Below are 15,425 nucleotides of genomic sequence, written 5' to 3'. Positions count from 1 at the left end.
CCGGATCCGGGGGCGGTTTTTGTGTGCAAGGAACGCTTGTTTTTGGCCGAACGACCGCGCAATGGCCGATGTCAGGCAGCCCCCGCGGCTTGAAAATCTTTGCCGGAAACCGGCTGAAAATGATACAATGTTTTCATATTGGATTTGCAAAAGTCCTATAAAATGTTAGAGAAGAGGCGAATTAAATGGCAGACCAACAGCGCATGCTCGTATTCGTAGGTTCTTATGCCGAAGAATCTGCGGACGGCGTATATGTATATGCATTCGACGAAACGAGCGGAGAACTTACCCGGCTCGATCAGTTATCCGGCTTCAAAAACCCGACGTTCCTGAATGTGGACACGCCCCGGCGGCTTTTGTACGCGATCAGCGAAACGGCCGCGGCGGACGGGTCGAAGCTGAGCGACGCGGTGTCGTTTCAGATCGACGCGGAAGCAGGCAAGCTGAAGGAAACCAGCCGCGCCAATGCCTTGAACGGACCGTCCTGCCACATCCAGCGCAGCGCGGATAACCGCTATTTGACCTTGGCAAGCTATCATAAAGGCTCGATCAGCCTGGTTGAATTGAAGGAAGACGGCACCGTCGGCCAAGTGCTTGATATCCGCAACCATGAAGGGAGCAAGCCGGAGCAAAAATCACACGTCCACTCCTCCTTCTACAGCCCGGACCAGCGTTTCCTGTTCGTATGCGATTTGGGACTGGACACGATTTTTACATACCAAATCGACCGGGAGCAAGGGAAGCTTGTTCCGACGAGCGAAGCAAAAGTGAAGGAAGGCGCCGGTCCGCGTCACCTCGTGTTCCATCCGAACGGAAAATTCGCTTACGTCATCAACGAGCTGCAGTCGACGGTGACGGCATTCCGGTATAACGCGGATCAAGGAACGCTGACGGAAATCGAAACGGTATCGACGCTGCCGGAAGGCGTCAACGTCGAGAACGGCTGCGCGGAGATCACGATTTCGGAAGACGGACGTCACCTGTATGGCTCCAACCGCGGGCATGACAGCATCGTCGTGTACGCGGTGGACGCGGAAAACGGCAGATTGCAGGCGGTTCAGCATGCAGCGGCCGAAGGCAAGCATCCGCGCCATTTTTCGATCGTTCCCGGCGGACGTTACGTGCTTGTCGCGAACCGGGATACGAACAACCTGGCCGTCTTCACGCGCGACGAAACCAGCGGGAAGCTGGCTTTCACGGGTAAATCCGTTGAAATTTCGAAGCCGGTATGCGTTTGGGCCGACCGGTTTTAACACGGGCTTAAGGTTTGATCGAAGGATTGGACTTTGCCGAAAAACATCATATGATGAGCAAGAGCCCCGGGGGATCCGGGGCTTTTTTATAATATCAGAATGGACATTGCAAGAAAAACTTCATCTTAACGCGGTCTGTCTATTAAGAAAGTACGTCGATAGACGTTTTTTTATAAAGCGGGGGGAAAGGACCGCCGCCCGTCCGCGTTTTATGCACCGTATTGAAAAAGGAAGGCCGATTCGATAAGATCTAGACACAGAATCGCAGACGGATAAGGAGGTTATGGAAATGCGTTTTACGGACATCACGTTTAAGACCGCTGAAATGGGTGCGATAAAACATTTTTACAAAGACGTTTTAGGAGTGCCGGTCATCGCACAAGGGAGCGGCTTCGTCACGTTTGGCATCGGCGAAACGAAGCTGACCTTCGAGGAGACGGCGGAGGGGCGGCCGTTTTATCACTTTGCTTTCAACATCCCCGAAAATCAGTTCAAGGAGGCGAAGGCCTGGATTTCCGGAAAAACGGCGCTGAACCGGGAAAACGGCGAAGACGAAACGTATTCGGTCGATTGGGACGCCCACTCGTTGTATTTTGAGGACCCCGCCGGCAATATCGTGGAACTGATCGCAAGGCATAGCCTGAACGACGCATCCGACCGGCCTTTTGGAGCAGAAAGCCTGCTTTGCGTCAGCGAAATCGGCATCGTCAAGGAGGACGTGCCGCCGTTTGTGGATGAGCTTGTCGGCCGGGGGTTTCCGAAGTATCGGGAAGGCAGCGACCAATTCGCCCCGGTCGGAGATGAGCACGGGCTGCTGATCGTCGCAAAAAAGGGCCGGCGCTGGTTTTTTGCCGAAAAAAACGCCGATATCTTTCCGATCAGGGCGCATGTCCAAGGGGGCGGCGCCTTGGAATTTAGCTGATCAAGAGGAGGCCCGCTGCAGGCAGAACGTATGCAGCGGGCTTTTTGACCCCAAGAAGCGAATATAAGCCGGCAAATTTATACGGCGGAGGGCTGATTTTTAACGAGCTCCATCCACCGGCGGTATAACGCCCACGGCCTGCCGGATTCGAGCAGCGCTTTGCAGGCATAGATCCCTTCTTCAATGGAGTCCGCCCGTTCCGCCAGATGAAGCCGAACCGCGCCGTTCAGCAGCACCTGATGGATGAAGGCGATATGGCCCGCATTTTGCAGCGCCTGTTCGGTCGCGGCCGCCTGCTCGGCGGCGGTCCAGCTTCTTTCGGGCAGCGGGGTATCCAAGCCGTACGTTTCCGGGTCGATCATTTGGAGGCAGGTTTCGCCGTTTTCGATTCTGCAGATGCGCGTAGGGCGGTGAATGTACAGGTCATCCGAACCTTCGCTGCCCTGCACGACCATCCCTTTCCGGTAACCGAGCCTTGAGGTCAGGCGGCCGATGCGGTCAAACATCGTGCTGTGAAAAACGCCGAAAGTCAGGTAGGCGGAGCAGCCGTAATCGGCGAACTTCTCCGCCGTGTTCAGCACGGTTCGCATGCCCAGCTCCTCCCGGATCGGGCGGAGGCTCTTCAGCGGCGGACACCAGTCTTCGGCGTGGACGACCAACACGCCCGTTTCCCGCGCCGCGGCAATGCAGCGGCTCTTGGCGAGCGAAGCCCGCGGGATGCCCGCCGCGGCCAGCACGTCCGGCAGCGTGACGCCCCATTTGGGAGGCAGCGGATCCGCGCCGTGAAGCGTCGCCGGAAGGCCGGCTGCAGCGAGCACAAACGCGACGGCCAGACCGGACATAAACGATGTCCGGCGGCCGTCATACGGGGCGGCGCAGTCGATGCCCTGCTGCAGCGGCGCCCGTGCCGCATGCTTGCGGCACGCCTCGACGAAAGCCGCAAGCTCCTCCACGCTTTCCTCCTTGACCCGCTGGGCGATCAGGAAAGCGCCGATTTGCGCCGGGGTTGCTTTCATTTCTAAAATGGCTTCCGCGGCCTGCAGCGCTTCTTCATAGGCCAAATCCCGGGCTCCCCTTTTGCCGCGGGCGACTTCCTTTAACCATCGATTCATCATGTGTTGATCCCTCCGGAGTCGGATGGGCGAAGCAAAGGGTGAAGACGGACGATGGAAGTTGCCACGTCGACCATTCGTTTCCGCTCGTTCATGGCCTGCTTCCGCAGCAGGTCATATGCTTCGGCCTCCGATATGTTTTTCAGCTCGCATAAAATGCCTTTCGCTTTGTCGATCCATTTCCGTTCCTCGATCCGTGCCAGAAGCTGCTGCTTTTCGCTTTTCCATTGCTGCCTTTCGCTAAAATGCCTGAAGCTCAGGAAAAGCGTCCAGTGCAGCTCATGCGCCATCATGTCCAGAAACAGGATTCCGTCAATAATGACATCTTCCTTACATAAGTTGAGAGATTGGGCGGAAACGTCATCATTGCACCACCAGAGAATCGGCGCCGGCTTCCGCTGTTCCGGTCTGCAGCTCCACGACGGGATGTCGCCGATCGGCAAATGGAGCACCGTCCCGTCCGCCTCGGCGATTCCATTTACGGCCTGTTCCGGGTTTTTCGCAAGGCAGACTTGGTAGCCGCAGGAGCGAAGCAAGGATTCCGGTCGATGCGTTCCGATGGAATCGGATGCGTTTCGCTCCAAATCAGCGGACGGTTGATGGATCACGAGCAACGAACGCATGTATGGCACGCTCCCTTCTGAATTGCTAAATGCATATCTTGATGTTAATTTATATAACACAAAAACCTTGTAAATGTCGACTTTTTAATTATAAATGATGATTTTATGTTAAATATGTTGACAAGGGACGCTGGCATACGGTATATTTTTGCTCAAGAACAAATGGGAAGGATACAATGGCGTATCCTGAATGCGGCAATGGAGCCTGCTTTCGTAACCCGGATCGTGAAAGTGCGTTTGCGCTTTTTACCCGGATAACGAAAAGCAGGCTTTTTATGGTTTTATGGGCCGCAACATCTGGCTTCAAATAGAGAAAGGAGCGGGATATATGGATAGGAAGAAGCTTGTGCTGGTTGGCAATGGCATGGCAGGCATCCGGACGATCGAGCATGTGCTGAAGCTTGCGCCGGAGGCCTATGAGATTACGATTTTCGGGTCCGAGCCCCATCCGAACTACAACCGCATCATGTTGTCGTCCGTTCTCGCGGGCGGGTCCGACATGAGCGAAGTCATCCTGAACGATTGGAGCTGGTACGAGGAACATCGGATCCGTCTGCACGCGGGGCACACGGTCACGCAGATCGATCCGCTGGCGCGGAAAGTGTATTCGGACAAGGGGGCAGCCGCCGATTACGACGTGTTGATTCTGGCGACGGGTTCCGATCCGTTCATGCTTCCGCTGCCGGGTGCGGACAAGGAAGGAGTGATCGGTTTCCGCGATATCAAAGACTGCGAAACGATGCTCGAAGCGTCGCGGAAATACAAAAAAGCAGCGGTGATCGGCGGAGGCCTGCTCGGGCTGGAAGCGGCAAGGGGCCTGCTTCACCTGGGGATGGACGTCACGGTCGTGCACATCCATCCTTATCTCATGGAACGCCAGCTGGATGAAACGGCGTCAAAAATGCTGCAGAAGGAGCTGGAAGCGCAAGGAATGAAGTTTCTGTTCCGCAAGCATTCCGAGGAAATCGCAGGCCGGAAGAGGGCGAGGGAGCTTGTGTTTAGCGACCGTACCCGCCTGGAAGCGGATTTGATCGTCATGGCCGTCGGGATCAAGCCGAACGTGAAGCTTGCGCGCCAAGCCGGCATCGCCGTCAACCGCGGGATCGTGGTCAACGACCTGATGCAGACGAATATTCCGGGCATATACGCGGTCGGCGAATGCGCCGAACACCGGGGAATCACGTACGGGCTCGTTGCCCCGCTGTATGAACAGGGGGCCGTGCTGGCGAAACATTTGGCGGGCGCGGAGACGGAAGGTTATGCAGGTTCGGTCACGTCCACGAAATTGAAGGTGTCCGGCGTGGACGTCTTTTCCGCGGGACATTTTGCCGAAACGGAGGGCGCAAGATCGCTGCGCTACCAGGACGAAGTCGATCAAGTATACAAAAAAATCGTCATTTCCGGAGACCGCCTGATCGGCGCGGTGCTTTTCGGCGATACCAGCGACGGCTCGAAGCTGTTTTCGCTGATGAAAAAAGGGGAGTCCGTCAAAGGCAGGGAGAAGGAGCTGCTGCTGGGATTTTCGGCGCAAGGTTCGGGAACCGAAACGGCGGAGCAGCGCCTGGCGGCCATGGCCGACGATGAAATCATTTGCGGCTGCAACGGAGTGACCAAAGAAACGATCAAGGATGCCGTTTTGACGAAAAACTGCACGACCGTCGCCTCTGTGAAGGCCTGCACGAAAGCATCGGGCTCCTGCGGCGGCTGCAAACCGCTAGTTCAGGGTCTGGTTCAGCTCTATGCGGGCGATGCGGCAGGGGAACCGGCCAAAGAAGGCATATGCGGCTGCACGACGCTGACCCGCGACGAAATCGTGGCCGAAATGTCGCGGATGAAGCTGCAATCGGTTCAGGAAACGATGCATGTGCTCGGCTGGAACAACCCGGAGGGATGCTCCAAATGCCGGCCGTCGCTCAATTATTATTTGGGCATGCTGTTCCCGGAATCGTACGCGGATGAGAAGGAATCCCGATTCACGAACGAACGGTACCACGCCAATATCCAGAAGGACGGCACCTATTCGGTCGTCCCGCGGATTTACGGCGGCGTGACGTCCCCGTCCGAACTGAAAAAAATCGCCGAGGTGGCGGAAAAATACGACGTGCCGATGGTCAAAATTACGGGCGGGCAGCGGATCGACCTGCTGGGAGTCAAAAAAGAGGATCTTCCGAACATGTGGGCGGAACTCGACATGCCTTCGGGGTATGCGTACGGCAAAGCGCTCCGGACCGTCAAAACCTGCGTCGGCTCCACCTTCTGCCGTTTCGGCACGCAGGATTCCATCGGGATGGGGGTCCGGCTTGAAAAAGAATTCGAGCGCCTGAATACGCCGGCCAAAGTAAAACTTGCGGTGTCGGGATGTCCCCGCAACTGCGCGGAAGCGACGATCAAGGATTTTGGCGTCGTCGCCATCGACGGCGGCTGGGAGCTGCATGTCGGCGGCAACGGCGGCGTGCATGTCCGGGCCACGGAGCTGCTTTGCGTGGTCAAGACGGAAGACGAGGTCGTCGAATGGGCAGGCGCATTTTTGCAATACTACCGGGAAAATGCCCAATGGAACGAGCGTACCTCGGTATGGATCGAGCGGGTTGGGTTGGAGTCGGTCAAAAAGGCGCTGGAGAACAAGGAAGACCGGATAGCCCTCTTCGCGCGGGTGAAGCAGGCGCTCGGCAGGCTGAACGACCCGTGGAAGGAGATCGTGGCGGACGGCGCCCTGCGCAAAAACTTCGAGCCGCTTCCGGAAGCGGCATCGGCAAGAAACTAGGGAGGATCTGCTCATGGCCAAAATTCATATAGGCAACGTATCGGACATCGACCGCAAAGGGGCGCGGACCTTCCTGTTCGAAGGCACCGAGATCGCGCTGTTCCGTTTGGCGGACGGGAGCGTGCTGGCGGTGGAAAACAAATGTCCGCATAAAGGCGGCAAACTTTCCGAAGGAATGGTTTGCGGCCGCGCTGTCCATTGTCCGCTGCATGATTGGAAGATCGATCTTTCGAGCGGACGGGTATGCGAGCCGGATACCGGCAGCGTGGCCACGTACGCCGTGGAAGTGGATCCGATCAGCGGCGCGATGTATTTATGCGGACGGTCCGGACGCGGGGAAACCGCGCCTCCGGATCAGGCGGCGGGGTAAGGGCCCCCGTCCTTCGTCCCTTTACGAGTAACCCTTATTATTTCTCGGGGAGTGATGTCCATGGATTACGTGAAACCGGATCAGGTGCTTCACGACATGATCGAGGCCGGTGCCGGAAAAACGCGGCTAAGCCGGACGCAAATGCTCATTCGCGGCATGCTGTCGGGAGCGATATTGGCATGCGCCACGACGCTGGCATTCACCGCCACCGCGCAGACGAACGTCGGCATGGCGGGCGCGCTTGTATTTCCGGCGGGATTCGTGATCATCGTGCTGCTGGGGCTGGAGCTCGTCACGGGAAGTTTTGCGCTCTTTCCGCTGGCCGTGGCGCAAAGGAAAACCTCCGCCGCCGCGATGGCGAAAAACTTCGGATGGGTCATTTTCGGGCACGTGATCGGCTGTTTGGTTTATGCGGGATTGTATGCCTTGACCGCCTCCAAAATGGGGACGGATATGGGAAGCCCCCTCGTGCAGACGATCGTCAAAACCAGCGAAGCCAAGACGCTTGCTTACAAGGAGCTCGGCGCTGAAGGGCTCCTGCTTGTCGTGATCAAGGCCGCGCTGTGCAACTGGATGGTAACGCTTGGCGCCGTCATGGCGTTTACGTCTCATTCGACCATCGGAAAGGTGCTGGCGATGTGGCTGCCGATTCTGATCTTCTTCGGGCAAGGTTTCGAACACGCCGTCGTCAATATGTTCGTCATTCCGGCGGGCATGATGCTCGGGGCAAACGTGAGTTTGGCCGATTGGTGGCTGTGGAACCAAATCCCGGTGCTGATCGGCAATTTCTTGGGGGGCGCCTTGTTTACCGGGGCTATGGTTTATGGGTCCCAGCGCGGCTTCGGACGAAACAAGGGGCATCGTCAAGCGCGGCACGGCGCGCAGGATGCCGGCAAGCCGGGGACGGCCGTTCCCGCGGAGCGCAGCCTATGAAGCCGGGCAGCGTATCGATTGTCGGCGCAGGCCCCGGCGATCCCGAACTGATCACGCTGAAAGCGCTGCGGCGGATTCAGGAAGCGGACGTCATTTTATACGACCGATTGGCGAACAAAGAACTGCTGAAATATGCCAAAGAAGGGGCCATGCTTACGTATTGCGGCAAGGCCCCGGGCCGGCATGCGGTACCGCAGGAGCAAATCCATGAACTGCTCGCAGCGTATGCGAGGAAAGGGCTGCGCGTCGTGCGGCTCAAGGGCGGGGATCCGCTGGTGTTCGGGCGCGGCGGGGAAGAGGCGCAAGCGATGGCGGCCCTTGCCGTCCCCTGCGAAATCGTGCCGGGATTAACCTCGGCGCTCGGGGCCGCGGCTTCGGCAGGCATTCCATTGACCCATAGGGGCCTCAGCTCCTCGGTTGCTTTCGTCAGCGGTACCGGCGTTTCGGGCGAGGCGAGCGGGGTTCGCTGGGATTTGCTGGCGCGGGGCGTCGATACGCTTGTCGTATACATGGGCGTCGGCAGGATGGAGGAAATTTGCCGGGAGCTCATCGTGCACGGCAAGCCCGAATTCGCCCCGGCGGCGGTCATCGAACAAGGCACGTGCGCGGCGGAACGCATTTTTACGGGGACGGTCGGCACCATGTTTAACATCTGCCAACGGATGCAGGCCCGAAATCCGGCGCTGCTTATCGTCGGCGATGTCGTCCGCGTACGGGAGCAGCTGCTCCGGCTGGCCGAAGAAGCCCGGGAGCGGATCGGCTGATATAAGCGGCCTTGCCGTAAAACGGCCGGTAGCGTACGGCTGGAGATCGCAAAAAAGGTCCTGCCCAAAGCGCTGCATTCATGATAGAATAGGCTTTGATTTAAAGCGATAAAGCAAACAGGAGGAAGATTCATGGTTTCGTTGGCTACGTTGGGCGCTTTTGCAGTGATCGTCATCGGTCTTTTTGTTATCCCGGGCCCGGCGGTTCTCCTTGTCGGTTCCCGTGCGGTCCAGGGCGGCCGCAAAGCCGGCATGATCGCCGGCCTGGGCATTGCGGCGGGCGATTTGGTTCATACGTTGTTTGCGAGCATCGGGCTTTCGGCCATTTTAATGACATCTTCGATCGCGTTTAACGCCGTCAAATTCGCCGGAGCCGCCTACCTGCTCTATTTGGGCGTTCGCGCCATCATGGAAAAACCGTCGGACCCGCAGCTCCCGCAGGTCGCGCCGCAGACTTCCGCCAAGATTTTCGGCCAAGCCGTCGTCATCGAAGTGTTGAATCCGAAAACATCCCTGTTCTTTTTATCGTTTTTGCCGCAATTCGTCCATCCGGAGCAAGGTTCGACCCTGATCCAATTTTTGATCCTCGGCCTCGTCTTCGTCATGTTAAGCGTGATTTATACGTCGACCCTTGCCGCGGGCATACAGGCGATCGGGAGGGCGGCCAAGCGAATCTCCTGGTTGGGCCGCTGGAGCGGAAAAATCGTTGGGACGATTTACATCGCGCTGGGATTGAAAGTAGCTTTCCAGAACAAATAAGCCATCGTTTTGCAGCCGTCCGGGTGACACCGTTCGGCTTTTTTTCTTTTTTATCGCTGCTTATGTTGACGATGGCGTGCAAAAGGAAGCTCCGCATGCGGAACCCGTTTTTTCGCGCCGTACAGGCACAGATGGGTCATCGCCCACATAGAATGAACAGACCGCACTTGTGAGCCGCCGTGGTATTTTGACGAAGTCGCGGTGTCCTAAGCCATTCAGCAGGAGGTGTCATCTGTGCCCGGATTATTCAGCTTTATTGCCCTGTTTATCAAAGAACTGACGCTGCTGGTATCGTATGTCAAAAATAACGCTTTTCCTCAGCCCCTGACGGAAAAAGAGGAGAGCAAATACCTTCAATTGATGTCCGAAGGGGATGCTCATGCCCGCAACATGCTGATCGAACATAACTTGCGGCTGGTGGCTCATATCGTCAAAAAATTCGACAACACCGGCGAGGACTTGGAAGATTTGATCTCGATCGGCACGATCGGGCTGATCAAAGCGATCGAAAGCTTTCAGACGGGAAAAGGCACGAAACTCGCCACGTTTGCCGCGCGCTGCATCGAAAACGAAATACTTATGCATTTAAGATCCCTTAAAAAGACACGAAAAGACGTTTCCCTCCACGATCCGATCGGAACCGACAAAGAGGGAAATGAAATCACGCTTATCGATATCCTCGGCAGCGAAGCCGACGACGTCGCCGATACGGTGCAGCTGAAAATCGAAAAAAGCAAAATTTACCGCAACCTCGACATCCTGGACGAACGCGAGCAGGAAGTCATCAAGGGGCGCTTCGGGCTGGAGTTCGGAGGCGAGGAGCGGACCCAGCGGGAGATCGCCAAGGAGCTTGGCATCAGCCGCAGCTACGTGTCGCGGATCGAAAAAAGGGCGCTCATGAAGCTGTACCACGAGTTTTACAAGCAGAAACAATAAGAAGTGGCCGGGAGCTCGGCGAGCAGCCCGGCTTTTTTTGCGTTCGGATACAGGGGCAATCCTAGCTGGACTTCGATCATATTTAGGGTGAAATACATATATTTTGACAGGTATAAATCATCTGCGGCACCCGATAAGATTATCTTGAATTGATCTATTGTGCTAAGTGTGCTGAGGCCAAAATGCGCTTTAGCCGGGAATAAAGATGGCGAGAGGTGTGTAAGAATGGCGAATCAAGCCAGGAGTGCCATTATCGAGGTTTTAAAGAAAAGCAAAAAAGTTCTGTTTCTCATTTTATTTTTCAATATATCCGCTTCACTCGTTTCCATCCTGCAACCCGTCATTTTCAAAGAGTTGTTCGATGAGCTTTTGCCCAGAAAGGAAATCAATACCGCCATTTTTTATATTTTGCTCATCGTGCTCATTCCGGTTCTATTTGCCGCGCTCAATAGTTTTACCGCATATTACAATAATGAGCTGGGAAATAAACTTTCAAAAAACTTAAGAATGCGATTATTTTCGCATGTACTTCAAATTAGACCTAAACATATGGATCAGGTTGGACGAGGAGAAATGATGAACCGGCTAACTTCCCAAGTCGGGATGTTATGCGAGGTATTCGTTGTAGAGACCGTGATGTCGGTCGTCTCTAATCTCATTTTATTGTTTGCCACTTTGTGGATCATGTTTTCAATGAGCATCGAGCTTACGTCGGTTGCAATCGTTTCGTTTCCGGTCTTTATGTACATTTTCAAACGATTTAGAAAAAAAACCGAAACTCTCGACGAAAATTATTATTCGATCCTGGAAAAGGGCATGAGTTATTTAAATGATTTCTTTTCCAATCTTAAATCGGTTCAAATATTCAATGGACAAGAGGTGGAAAAAAAGAGATGGAATGATTGGAATGATCAAGCCTGGAACGTATCCAAAAAATCCTATGTTTTTCATCATATGGTCGTCAACTTGATCGCGGATACGGTGATCTCCTTAATTACGGGCATCATCTACGGCTACAGCCTCTATTTAATAGTATCTGGAAAAATCTCGCCGGGCACGTTACTTGCGTTTATTATATTGCTCCCGAGACTCTACAGTATTTTTAAGTCGTTGTTTACAGTCAATATCGATTTGACCAGAATGAAGGTCATTATGGGGAATATAAATGAAATTTTTCAATTGGATAAGTTGCCATATGGTAGTCTCACCCCTGATTTCAATAGAATCCCCAGGCTGGAATTGAAAAATGTCTCATACAGCCATGCAGGTGAAAACTCCCCCGGAATTTCAAATTTTGACCTCGATGTAGCACCAGGGAGTTTTGTCGGCATTGTAGGTTTAAGCGGCTCGGGAAAATCCACCTTGTTCGAATTAGTTCACCGGCATATTGAACCGGAGTCTGGAGAAATATTGCTTGACGGAATCCGCATTTCCGAATTCAACATCCATCAGTTCAGAAAGTATGTGGGCTATAACCCGCAAAAACCGATCCTTTGGAACCACAGCATTCTTGAGAATATTATTTATCCCATCCAAAAGGAAGAGCTGAATGAAGCATTACTCCAAAGGTTTGATCATGTGGTTGAACTTGCGCATGTGAAAGATTTTGTCGAGATTATGCCGAACAAATATGATACAAAGGTGGAGAGCAACGGAGAAAATTTATCGGGCGGGGAAATTCAAAGGATTTTATTGGCCAGAACTTTCATGCATGATCCCAAAATTCTCATGTTGGATGAATATACTTCGGCTTTAGATGCCATCACGGAAAGTCATTTAAATGATACGTTGTTAAAATTGAAAGGCCGTCAAACCATTTTGGTGATTGCGCATCGACTGTCGACGGTTAAAAATGCCGACTACATCATCGTGGTCGATCACGGCAAGATTGCGGAGAAAGGCAGCCCGGATGAATTGTTGTCCCAAAAAGGCATTTTTTACTCGATGCATGAAAAACAGAGGATATAAGTGTGATCTAAGCTGGCTTCCGATACGTTGACTTCGACTTGCGAAGTCTTTTTTTGCATTATTCTCCAAAATTAAAATATTGCTTTGTAAGACAAAGACGAAACCAAGGGAGTGAATCAACATTGATCAAAAAAGTCGGGAAATGAGTCTGAGCTATTGCCCGGATTCTCCTCGTTCCCGAACTTTTTTATAATATTGACTGGGCGAAAGTCCCTCATACTTCTTAAATACCTTGCTAAAGTAATACGGATCGTCCAGCCCGGACAAATAGCCAATTTCATTAAAGCTTAAATGGGTCGCTTCGATTAATTCCTTCGCATGATCGATTCGAATCCGGTTTACATAACGCATAATGCTCCGGCCAGTCCATTTGGTGAATACCCGGTTGATGTAATCATAATTGCATTCAAATTCTTGCTCGATGTCCGTGCTGGTTATTTTTTCGGTATAGTGCTCATGGATGTAGTCAAGCAAGGCGTGGACTTTAATGAACGATTTGGTATTGCCTCCCTCATGCGTTTGAAGCGTATCGATAAAGTATTTCCTGGAGACCTTGATCAGCCATTCGGTAAATTTTAGAGCGGTCAATCCGCGGTTGAAATATTTGCGCCTGTACAGCCCCAGTATTTCATTCATCGCAAGAAAGGAAAAAGACAGGTCTTTTTTCGACAAAGAATAGTTTTTTGGGAAATGACAAATAGAATTGTCCTGGCCGGCCTGATAGGCTTCTTCTTCCAGAATGACGTGTCTGGCTAAGGGAAGGATATCTTTCACCTCCACCGCTTTCATGTCCGAATGCTCAAAATGAACATAGTAATAGTCGCAAACGTGCTTATCTATGCCTTCGTGCTCCAAATTTGGCTCCAGGACAAGGAGATCCCCCTTCTTCAGGATATAGTCGACACCGTTTTCCCGGAGATGAAGCTCACCGCATTTGATGAAATAGAGAACCCATTCGTGCGTCGTTCTCTTAAAGTGAATCCAAGGCTGTTTATAGGAAACGAACCCCATCAATTTGATCTTCGGCATTACTTCCACATTAATAGCAAGCATGATTATCCTCCCAGATCAATTTATAAAAGTCGCTTTTGTACAAAAAGGGTATCTTTCCGCCATTTCCGTCCATTCTATCACACTCTATACTGGGGTTGTGATTAAAACGATGTTAACAGGGATGGGGCGATGAAATGGAAAAGCTGAAAATCGGTGTGATCGGCTTGGGCGGTATCGCGGACATGCATATTGGGGGCATATTGTCCAGCGAGGATGCCGACGTATGGTCGATTTGCGATTGCAATGAAGAAGCGCTGGCAAGAAGGGGCGAAGAACTCGGCATCCCGGAAACGCGAAGATATCTGAGTGTTACGGAATTGCTGGAGAATCCCGAACTCGACGCAGTGACGATCGGTACGCCAAATCACAATCATTATGCGATCGCCTGTGAGGCGATAAAGCGGCGTAAGCCTTTTGCCCTTGAAAAGCCGGTGTCGCTGGATACGCGGGAGGCGCGTATGCTGAGGGATATGCTGGCGAACGATTACCTGCCGCATATGGTTTGCTTCAGTTACCGTTACAAAGCGGCGGTGAGATATGCAAAATGGATGATTGACCAGGGCAAATTAGGCGATATTAAACACGTGTACAGCCAATACCTGCAAAGCTGGGGACTGGACGAAAGCATTCCGCTGGTCTGGAGATTCCGCAAAGAGCTGTCGGGATCGGGGGCGCTGGGAGACTTGGGCTCGCATATTCTCGATCTTCAGCGTTTTCTCATCGGCGATGCAGAACGGGTGATTGCCGATGCGGATACGATTATCAAGGAACGCGGCCTCATTTCCGGAGACGGTAAGGGGGAGGTCGACGTCGACGACTTCTGTCATGTGCTGATGCGCCTTAAGGGAGGTGCTTCGGGAGCCATGTCCATTTCAAGATTCGCTTACGGGCGGGGGAACTACCAACAGCTGGAGATTTACGGTACCCGCGGAGCACTTGTGTACAATCTCGAAGAGGAAGACACTCTTTACGTCCATTTTTCCGAAGAGGGAGACCGCGGATTCCGGAAAGCGGAAATTCCTGAATCCTTCCGAACTGATCAGATGCAGTCTTTTATCAACCTTGTCCAAGGAAAAGGGGATGGGTGTGACGCCGATATGGAAGACGGTTATATGAATCAGCTTACCCTTGACTCTATTATCGAATCATTTACGGAACAACGATGGATTCATATCAAACAGGAGGTGTTTCATCATGTCTAACATCAATGTAACCGTATGGAACGAATACCGACATGAAAAACAAAGTGAACAAGTGAAAGCGATTTATCCGGAGGGCATTCATAGGGCCATTGCGAACTATCTGAACGGCCAGGACGGATTGGAGGCAGGAACCGCCGTGCTCGATGAGCCGGAACACGGACTGACCGATGAGGTGTTGGATAGAACCGACGTGCTGATTTGGTGGGGGCATTTGGCTCACGACGAGGTGAGCGATGAGATCGTAGAAAAAGTGCGCCAACGAGTGCTGTGCGGAATGGGTCTGATCGTCCTTCACTCGGGACACGGTTCAAAAATATTCCAAGCTCTTATGGGCACGAACACGGGAGCGCTGAAATGGCGGGATGACGGAGAAAAGGAAAGAATCTGGATTATCGAGCCCGGCCATCCAATCGCGAAGGGCCTTGGCGAGTATATCGAAATTCCGAAGGAAGAAATGTACGGGGAACGTTTTGAGATCCCGGCCCCGGACGAATTGATCTTTATTTCGTGGTTCGAAGGCGGTGAAGTGTTCCGCAGCGGTTGTTGTTACAAAAGAGGGCAGGGTCATATTTTCTACTTCAGGCCGGGACATGAAACATTCCCCGTATACCACCACCCCGAGGTGCTTCAGGTGATTGCCAACAGCGTGCGCTGGGCGGCGAAGAGTGAACTTGCCAAATTCTCTTACGGGCGCGTGGCGCCTCTGGAGACAGTTCGTTAATTTAAAGGCAGTTATCACAGGAGGGCGAATATGTCAACGCTCTCC

At 53.2% G+C, this 15,425-nt stretch carries 14 protein-coding genes; 11 read left to right on the top strand and 3 right to left on the bottom strand.

Annotated elements, in window-relative coordinates; genetic code table 11:
• Positions 1 to 185: 185 nt before the first annotated feature.
• The gene (locus KI367_RS02530) at positions 186 to 1,253 is read left to right on the top strand and encodes a lactonase family protein (RefSeq protein ID WP_212947318.1); all 1,068 of its coding nucleotides are present in this window, start codon (positions 186 to 188) and stop codon (positions 1,251 to 1,253) included.
• A gap of 289 nt (positions 1,254 to 1,542) precedes the next feature.
• The gene (locus tag KI367_RS02525) at positions 1,543 to 2,175 is read left to right on the top strand and encodes a VOC family protein (protein ID WP_052147136.1); all 633 of its coding nucleotides are present in this window, start codon (positions 1,543 to 1,545) and stop codon (positions 2,173 to 2,175) included.
• 77 nt (positions 2,176 to 2,252) lie between these two features.
• Here the strand turns inward: KI367_RS02525 and KI367_RS02520 are convergent, their stop codons facing one another.
• The gene (locus KI367_RS02520; RefSeq protein WP_306433212.1) at positions 2,253 to 3,290 is read right to left on the bottom strand and encodes an anthranilate phosphoribosyltransferase; all 1,038 of its coding nucleotides are present in this window, start codon (positions 3,288 to 3,290) and stop codon (positions 2,253 to 2,255) included.
• Positions 3,287 to 3,910 carry an ANTAR domain-containing response regulator gene (locus tag KI367_RS02515; RefSeq protein WP_212947317.1) on the bottom strand — a complete coding sequence of 208 codons (624 nt, stop codon included), beginning with the start codon at positions 3,908 to 3,910 and terminating at the stop codon, positions 3,287 to 3,289. The genes KI367_RS02520 and KI367_RS02515 overlap by 4 nt, the downstream gene beginning before the upstream one ends.
• Before the next feature lie 328 nt (positions 3,911 to 4,238).
• On the opposite strand from KI367_RS02515, the gene nirB reads away from it, so the two are divergent.
• From nirB to KI367_RS02480, 7 genes are all read left to right on the top strand, one after another.
• The gene (gene nirB, locus KI367_RS02510) at positions 4,239 to 6,674 is read left to right on the top strand and encodes a nitrite reductase large subunit NirB (RefSeq protein WP_212947311.1); all 2,436 of its coding nucleotides are present in this window, start codon (positions 4,239 to 4,241) and stop codon (positions 6,672 to 6,674) included.
• 13 nt (positions 6,675 to 6,687) lie between these two features.
• On the top strand, positions 6,688 to 7,044 hold the full coding sequence (gene nirD / locus KI367_RS02505; RefSeq protein WP_212947309.1) for a nitrite reductase small subunit NirD: 357 nt from the start codon (positions 6,688 to 6,690) through the stop codon (positions 7,042 to 7,044).
• A gap of 60 nt (positions 7,045 to 7,104) precedes the next feature.
• Positions 7,105 to 7,977 carry a formate/nitrite transporter family protein gene (locus KI367_RS02500; RefSeq protein WP_212947307.1) on the top strand — a complete coding sequence of 291 codons (873 nt, stop codon included), beginning with the start codon at positions 7,105 to 7,107 and terminating at the stop codon, positions 7,975 to 7,977.
• A complete protein-coding gene (gene cobA, locus KI367_RS02495) occupies positions 7,974 to 8,741 on the top strand; it encodes a uroporphyrinogen-III C-methyltransferase (protein ID WP_212947306.1) in 768 nt (255 codons plus the stop codon). Before KI367_RS02500 ends, cobA begins: the two co-directional genes overlap by 4 nt.
• Positions 8,742 to 8,873: 132 nt before the next feature.
• Positions 8,874 to 9,500 carry a LysE family translocator gene (locus KI367_RS02490; RefSeq protein WP_212947304.1) on the top strand — a complete coding sequence of 209 codons (627 nt, stop codon included), beginning with the start codon at positions 8,874 to 8,876 and terminating at the stop codon, positions 9,498 to 9,500.
• 234 nt (positions 9,501 to 9,734) lie between these two features.
• The gene (sigK, locus tag KI367_RS02485; protein ID WP_036712481.1) at positions 9,735 to 10,436 is read left to right on the top strand and encodes an RNA polymerase sporulation sigma factor SigK; all 702 of its coding nucleotides are present in this window, start codon (positions 9,735 to 9,737) and stop codon (positions 10,434 to 10,436) included.
• Positions 10,437 to 10,661: 225 nt separating this feature from the next.
• Positions 10,662 to 12,404 (top strand): ABC transporter ATP-binding protein, encoded by a 1,743-nt coding sequence (locus KI367_RS02480; RefSeq protein ID WP_212947302.1) that lies wholly within the window; start codon positions 10,662 to 10,664, stop codon positions 12,402 to 12,404.
• 153 nt (positions 12,405 to 12,557) lie between these two features.
• Here the strand turns inward: KI367_RS02480 and KI367_RS02475 are convergent, their stop codons facing one another.
• Positions 12,558 to 13,415, bottom strand: coding sequence for an AraC family transcriptional regulator (locus KI367_RS02475; RefSeq protein ID WP_246536541.1), 858 nt, complete (start codon positions 13,413 to 13,415; stop codon positions 12,558 to 12,560).
• Between the two features lie 176 nt (positions 13,416 to 13,591).
• Between KI367_RS02475 and KI367_RS02470 the strand changes: the two genes are divergently transcribed.
• Both KI367_RS02470 and KI367_RS02465 read left to right on the top strand, forming a co-directional pair.
• The gene (locus KI367_RS02470; protein ID WP_055107213.1) at positions 13,592 to 14,659 is read left to right on the top strand and encodes a Gfo/Idh/MocA family protein; all 1,068 of its coding nucleotides are present in this window, start codon (positions 13,592 to 13,594) and stop codon (positions 14,657 to 14,659) included.
• Positions 14,652 to 15,380 (top strand): ThuA domain-containing protein, encoded by a 729-nt coding sequence (locus KI367_RS02465; protein WP_036715286.1) that lies wholly within the window; start codon positions 14,652 to 14,654, stop codon positions 15,378 to 15,380. The genes KI367_RS02470 and KI367_RS02465 overlap by 8 nt, the downstream gene beginning before the upstream one ends.
• The last annotated feature ends 45 nt before the right edge of the window (positions 15,381 to 15,425 follow it).

This window comes from Paenibacillus cookii, assembly GCF_018333375.1.
Classification (GTDB): domain Bacteria; phylum Bacillota; class Bacilli; order Paenibacillales; family Paenibacillaceae; genus Paenibacillus_AQ; species Paenibacillus_AQ cookii.
The sequence above is the reverse complement of the archived record's forward strand: the minus strand, read 5'-3'. Positions and strand labels throughout refer to the sequence as shown.